Source organism: Oleiphilus sp. HI0080, from assembly GCF_001635135.1.
This window is the reverse complement of record NZ_LWFU01000505.1, coordinates 1-6082: the sequence shown is the minus strand read 5'-3', so window position 1 is coordinate 6082 and position 6082 is coordinate 1. Positions and strand designations below refer to the sequence as shown.

6 protein-coding genes and 2 tRNA genes are annotated in these 6082 nt (G+C 45.1%); 5 read left to right on the top strand and 3 right to left on the bottom strand.

Annotated elements, in window-relative coordinates:
* Positions 1-206 precede the first annotated feature (206 nt).
* The 5 genes from A3751_RS10620 (at position 207) to A3751_RS10600 (ending at position 2920) form a co-directional block, all read left to right on the top strand.
* Positions 207-280: transfer RNA gene (locus tag A3751_RS10620), tRNA-Cys, on the top strand.
* 26 nt (positions 281-306) lie between these two features.
* A tRNA-Leu gene (locus A3751_RS10615) sits at positions 307-394 on the top strand.
* A gap of 215 nt (positions 395-609) precedes the next feature.
* Entirely contained in the window at positions 610-1509 is a 900-nt protein-coding gene (locus tag A3751_RS10610; protein WP_068455543.1) for a hypothetical protein, read from the top strand.
* Positions 1510-1577: 68 nt separating this feature from the next.
* A complete protein-coding gene (locus tag A3751_RS10605) occupies positions 1578-2456 on the top strand; it encodes a hypothetical protein (RefSeq protein WP_068455540.1) in 879 nt (292 codons plus the stop codon).
* Positions 2456-2920 carry a hypothetical protein gene (locus A3751_RS10600; RefSeq protein ID WP_068455537.1) on the top strand — a complete coding sequence of 155 codons (465 nt, stop codon included), beginning with the start codon at positions 2456-2458 and terminating at the stop codon, positions 2918-2920. The genes A3751_RS10605 and A3751_RS10600 overlap by 1 nt, the downstream gene beginning before the upstream one ends.
* Positions 2921-2927: 7 nt before the next feature.
* Here the strand turns inward: A3751_RS10600 and A3751_RS10595 are convergent, their stop codons facing one another.
* From A3751_RS10595 to dcm, 3 genes are all read right to left on the bottom strand, one after another.
* The gene (locus tag A3751_RS10595) at positions 2928-4331 is read right to left on the bottom strand and encodes an MvaI/BcnI family restriction endonuclease (protein WP_068455534.1); all 1404 of its coding nucleotides are present in this window, start codon (positions 4329-4331) and stop codon (positions 2928-2930) included.
* Between the two features lie 50 nt (positions 4332-4381).
* Complete coding sequence (locus A3751_RS10590) at positions 4382-4813, bottom strand: very short patch repair endonuclease (RefSeq protein WP_068455530.1); 432 nt, start codon at positions 4811-4813, stop codon at positions 4382-4384.
* Positions 4813-6082 (bottom strand): DNA (cytosine-5-)-methyltransferase (dcm, locus tag A3751_RS10585; RefSeq protein ID WP_156492380.1); only part of this gene is annotated, 1270 nt, incomplete at its 5' end. The genes dcm and A3751_RS10590, both read right to left, overlap by 1 nt.

The following is a 6082-nucleotide window of genomic DNA, read 5'->3' as shown; positions in this document are numbered from 1 at the left end:
ATAGCAAAGCGCTGAGTACGATAGTACGATCAAAGGTAAAGAGTGCACTGGATGTAGCAATCCATGTTCATCGAAGGCACTTAAACACCTTGCACAAGATGGCGCGATAGCAAAGCGCTGAGTACGATAGTACGATCAAAGGTAAAGAGTGCACTGGATGTAGCAATCCATGTTCATCGAAGGCACTTAAACACCTTGCACAAGATGGCGCGATAGCAAAGCGGTTATGCACTGGATTGCAAATCCACGTAGGCCGGTTCGACTCCGGCTCGCGCCTCCATTTTCTCACCGTTGGTGAGCACTCCTGCCGGGGTGGTGAAATTGGTAGACACAGCAGACTTAAAATCTGCCGGCCGAATAGGCCGTGCCGGTTCGATTCCGGCCCTCGGCACCATTTAAATCAATAGCTTACACCACTTCTTTGTTTTTCTGATATCGTTGCATTTTCGATATGTAGACGCAATGTAGACAATTGGTCGCTCTCCAAATATATAGAATGCCTGTCTAGAGTATTTTTGCTAATCTGTTAATGGAATATAAGAATTGCTTCTTATATTGTTTTTAAGCATCGTGATGCGGGTTAGTATGTGATCAGGAGGGAGGCAACACATGATAGGGCCCACTAAGTTTGATATAGAGCATGCGCTAGGTGTTTATGCTTATAGCTATGTGAATCTTCCCGCCGAGTACATATATGATGACAATGCCTTGGGTGAGTATGCTGAGTTGGTCGAAACTTGTCATATTTATTTTATTGGGTATCGCCCTAAGATTTTCGTGTCAGGCTTTAGGCAGGCTGATCGCCGCATATTTGTAGATCTAAAAGTTTTAAAGGAAGAACGAGTTTTAGTATGGGATTTTCCTTGTGATATTGAATTGAAAGAGGTTGATGGTTATTGGTTCGTTCAACGGCCAGATGGGAAACGCTTTGCTCCTTCAGAAGCCCAATTAATAGACACTATGGTAGAGCAGTATGGGCGAATGGAGTTTGATGTTCGCTACATTGGTCAGGCGTTTGGGAAAAATGGCGAGCGCTCGTCGTTAGACCGGCTAAAAAAGCATGAGACTCTCCAGAGAATAGCTTTAAATCGGGCGCCTGAAGGTTATCAGATTGAGTTGTTGCTGATTGCGGTTCAGCCAAGCAACCAGATCATGACTTCAATTGTTCCTAACGCGATCGTGCAGGACAAAACGGGCGAAAGGATTCAAGCGGGACTTGATAAACTCTTCGGAACTGATGAGCGCGAAAGGGTCGCGATATATGAAGCTGCAATGATTAAGTATTTTCAGCCCGAGTTCAACAAAGACTATAAGGATAGTTTCCCGTCGGATCGCTTGAAAATTCTGCAAGACTGTTATGTGAAAGATATGTCTTCTGTTTCGGCGGAGTTCTGTTTTGATCAAATACCGTATCAACTTTGCTCAGATGCTGTGAAGCCGTCGACTTACCATATCGCATTTTATAACCTTCATTCTGAAGAAGAACGAAAGGCATTTTTTTGTATGTAAATTGAGCGGAGGTGTTTTTAGTAGGATTTTGCACCTCTATGTAGGCTTGGCTTTGAAGGGAGCTGTTGATGTCGCGCGGACGCTATTATTTAGGAAGGATTGTAAAAATAAATTTGGATCAGACAGCTCTGATGGATGCGATTATCAATTCGCCAATCATAACCGTAGGGAAGTTTGACTGGGCTATTACGGATGTGGAGGATCATAGGGGCTCAAATCTTCCTTTTGTTTTCGGAAAATTGTCAAAGTATGCTAGGCAGGGTCATGCGAAAGTTATTGATGAATTCAGCCGTTCTCAAGTCAGTACGGATGTGCCTAACCTGCTAGAAGCCAGTTCACCTTTTATTTATCTCCCTTCATATTCTGGGATAGCGTTTTTACATGTCTGGAATGGAATTCAGGAAGAGACTTTTTCCCGGCGATTTAAATCTGTCATAGAGGCCGCATTCGACGGTTTTATGATCTCTTGTTACATTGAGCCTGTATCAGACTATAGGCAGTTTACAACTAGGTTGAAAAAGCTTAGTCACTTCACCGAGTTTTCTGCGCGTGTTAGTCCACCAAACCCTTTATTCGGAAGGCTTTGGGCGGGGCTTAATCAATATATTGAGGAGCGAAATGCCTCTGAAGTTTCAGTTAAAGAGCATTCTTCAAAAGAGAAGGGCCTGAAGTCGCGAATAATAGAAGTGATGGATGAGATAATTGAGGATGCTGATTATGAGCCACAACACGATCTAGCTATTACTGATGCCGCTATTTTGATGGCAGCTGACGGGTACGGAAAGGGTAAAGTCGTAGGGATGGAGAATGGTGATGAGGTGGTTGTAAGTACTAGCGATACCCAAAAGAGCTTTTTGTACTCGAAGGAGCCAGATCCTATTAGTTTGGCTATAGAAGTAAGGTCATTGTTTGAAAGTGTTTCAACGGAAAGGGACATGAAGCACTGATGCGATGGATTTACTATGCAAGGGTTTATTTAATTAGTTTTGAGTTTCTTTCGGTTGTTATTGGTGTCGCGACTTGCTTGTTTTTTAGGGACTTATTAGAGCGATATTTTTCCGAGATTAGTTTGAACAAAGATGCAATTGAATGGATGACGCTCCTGCCGCTCGGTGTGTCGTGTTGGGTGCTCAAAGAAGGCCATGCAATTCTTTTTCCCGAGCATGAAAACCTTAAGCTTCTTCATGAGTGGCCAGATTATTGGCGGTTTGAGGCTCATGTATATATCGGAGTATTTAATGCGCTTTTATTTTCGTCAGTTTGCGTTGGGATTTGGTTTTTTGGCTTTATCGATACAATAATAGGGTTATGGCTCTTTCTCGTCTTTGTATTAGCTAATGGAATAAACGCACTTAGTTTTTATTTTGCTAAAATCGCGGTTAAGAAGAGTTTGATCAAAGTCCGTGTTTGATTGGTTGTTATTTTTCGAGGCTAGTACTTTCTACTGTCTCGTATAGTTGAGGTGAGTATCGATAAATATCATTCACTCGCCACTGCGACCTGCGCTTGTTGTTTTTAGCGTTCTCCGGGTCGAATTTTGGAGCCGGGTCTAGGAAGATCGTTCCGGCTTCTAGAGCGTCCAAGAGATGCTTCATGCTCGTTTTCTTGCACCATAAAACTTCGCCGCCAAATGCGACGACCTTTTTGTACCCCTGATCTATCGTGATTTGTTCCTCGTTTGGTGTAACTTTGCACGGAACGTACACACATGATTGATGTTTAACGCCCCAGTTATTCATTAAGCGCTCTATCGACCAAGACGCGGCGACTATGTCGTTGCTGTCTATTAGGCGAACTTCTAGACCATTGAGTTGCTTAGCAATAGGCGTGTAGCTGCTATAAGTTTTCACTTCTCCTGTATCTGGGTGCGTCCAGATAATCTGCATACATAGCTGCGAGCGCGATGCGACTTCACCCACTCTGTGCAGCCCTGTAAAGCGGTATACGCTTTCTTTTTCGTACCCGTATCTGCGCATAAATTCTTCAAAAGAATTGCTGTAAACTCCGCCATCTGGCTCTGGGGTGAATAGTGTAAGGCGCTTCTGACTAAACGTCTTAAGTTCTATGCCTTTGAAGTCGCCGTCTTTGTCAGAGTTACTGGGGATTTCGAGTAGGGCCTCTAAGGTGTACCCGCCAACTTGAGTGCCGTTAAACGGAACGATAGATCCGTCCACTTTCAATCTAATACCTAAATTGGTTGTGTTCCCTACACGCTCTCTGAGTAACTGAAGAAGCTCTTCCTCCGGGTCATGTATGGGCTTTCTCGCGCTTTCCCATAGGCGACAAACCTTTGAACCCTCGGCAAGTGGTTTGCTGCGAAGTTCGTTTAGAAAGTTGTCATTTGGATTAACAACGACAATTCCGTATGCCCTGCCTTCGAAGTCCGCTCCCAGCAGTAGGGTACGGGGCTGAAACTGCGGGCTCTTTGTATAGTCAACAGCTAAGCTTCTAGGCATTTCTCCATCAATGGTCTTAAACCCCGAAAGTCGTGCTTCCGGGTACTGGTGATAGACAATGGCTTTGCATGATTTTAGTTGTGATGGGTTGCCTTCTGTATCGATCCACGAAAAGTTATCGAAAACCGATTCAGTAATGGGTTTTCCTGCTCGTTTCTTGGAGCTTTCGGTATCGCCCCGCTCGCCAAATGTCAGTGCAAAAATGTTATTCAGAATCGATGCGTCGTGATAAAGGTAAATTTGGTTCTTATCGTTAGCATTCTTTGGAAGCTCTTTAGCCATGAAGCTTCGGCAGCCATGACTTTCGAGTAAATTTAGCGCGTGATCGAGGCTGGGGATGTTCGTGTGATCGAAACGGTTATACATTGGTTCTCTTGCTTTCTTAGCCTTTAATTCGAGTATAGATGCAAGGCTAATTAGGTCAAAAAGCTCTTTAGAGTTTTCGCGAGGCGGTCAATCAAACGGTCAATTTCTGTCTCGCTCTTACCTCGCAGGTCGCATTCCCATACAGCCAAAACCTTCCAGCCTAGCGCGGTTAGCTCACGCTGATTTTGCTCGTCGCGTTTCCTCGTCGTGGTGATCTTTTCCCTCCAGAAATCTGGGTTGGATTTGGGCCATTTAAAAAGCTGACAGTTATGGCCGTGCCAGAAGCAGCCGTTAACGAAAATCGCTGTCCGGTATTTTGGAAGGACGAGATCGGGTTTTCCCGGTAATCGCTTGTCATGCAATCGAAACCGAAAGCCTCGCTTGTGCAGTCCTTTTCTTATTATGAGTTCGGGTTTGGTATCTTTACCTTTAATGCCAGACATCATCTCGCTTCGTTTAGCGGGCGAGACGATGTCCGTCACTAAGCTACCTCAGCTTCTTTTGTCTTTGCGGAGGAGGAAGAGCAGGCAGCGATGATGAATGGTTGCATCAAATCTGCTACGGCATTAAATACAGGTACGACAACCGAGTTTCCAAATTGTCGATAAGCCTGTGTGTCCGATACAGGGATTTTGAAGTCGCTTTCACCTGGACCGATAAAGCCCATTAGCCTTGCGCATTCAATTGGAGTTAAACGGCGGGGCCGTCGTGCAAGGTTTTCTTCATCGTTAAAGTTGCGTTCTCCTAGCGCCATATTCCAGCCTCGATCAATAAGGATCTCGGAGCCGTCTTTGTGATACCGCGCTGATAGAGTCCGCGCTGTAACTTGTGGGTCGTTCGGATTTACCAGTCCAAACCCGAAACCATTTCCTTTTGCTTGATGTTTTTTCGCGTACTCATAGAGGTACTGCCAAAGCTTGGGGGTGAGTACATATTTGCTTTCGGCCTCGCCGTCCATCGGCTCAAGTATTTCTCCGAATGAGGGTCTATAGCGCGGCAGTTTGATGTCTTTTAGCGTCAATTTCCCCTTGAGACCCAAGTCTCTTCTGGTGCCTACCAGAACAATACGTTCTCGATGCTGTGGAACAAAGTGCTTGCCATCTATAATCTTAGGGTCATCCGTTCCGCTTCCTTCGAACTCAATATCCGCTACGTCGTAGCCAAGCTCGTCGAGGGCTTTTCTAATAACGGTGAAAGTCTTCCCCTTGTCGTGGCTCCGCAAATTCTTGACGTTCTCTAGCAGGAAAAATTTTGGCTGTTTTACTTCCAAGATTTTGCACACATCAAAGAACAGCGTTCCTTGAGTATCGCAGGCGAAGCCGTGAGCACGTCCTAAAGAGTTCTTTTTAGATACTCCTGCTAATGAGAATGGCTGGCAAGGGAAGCCAGCGAGTAATACATCGTGGTCTGGTATGCGGGTGCGAATACTAGCATTTGCCTGTTGTTCGGTGACGTTCTCTCCCGACAGGGTTATATCGGTGATATCGCTGTTAAATGCGTGATCATCTCCGCAGTAATGGTTCGCTTTATAAGTGCGTTGAGCGAACTTGTTCCACTCCGACGTAAATACGCACTTTCCACCAATTTGATCGAACCCCTTACGTATTCCCCCAATACCTGCAAATAGATCGATAAAGGTGAACTTTGCATTGTCATAATGCCGAGGCTTTTGGGGAAGCATGTCAGCTAGCAGGGCGGCTTCATGCTCGCTGAAAGTTCGATCTAGTTTACCCTTAAGAATCCGGTTTATT

Bases quoted from the DNA above. Each gene is read 5' to 3' on its own strand.
- A3751_RS10605 (WP_068455540.1), top strand. From the start codon at position 1,578: ATGTCGCGCGGACGCTATTATTTAGGAAGGATTGTAAAAATAAATTTG.
- A3751_RS10600 (WP_068455537.1), top strand. From the start codon at position 2,456: ATGCGATGGATTTACTATGCAAGGGTTTATTTAATTAGTTTTGAGTTT.
- A3751_RS10595 (WP_068455534.1), bottom strand. From the start codon at position 4,331: ATGTATAACCGTTTCGATCACACGAACATCCCCAGCCTCGATCACGCG.
- A3751_RS10610 (WP_068455543.1), top strand. From the start codon at position 610: ATGATAGGGCCCACTAAGTTTGATATAGAGCATGCGCTAGGTGTTTAT.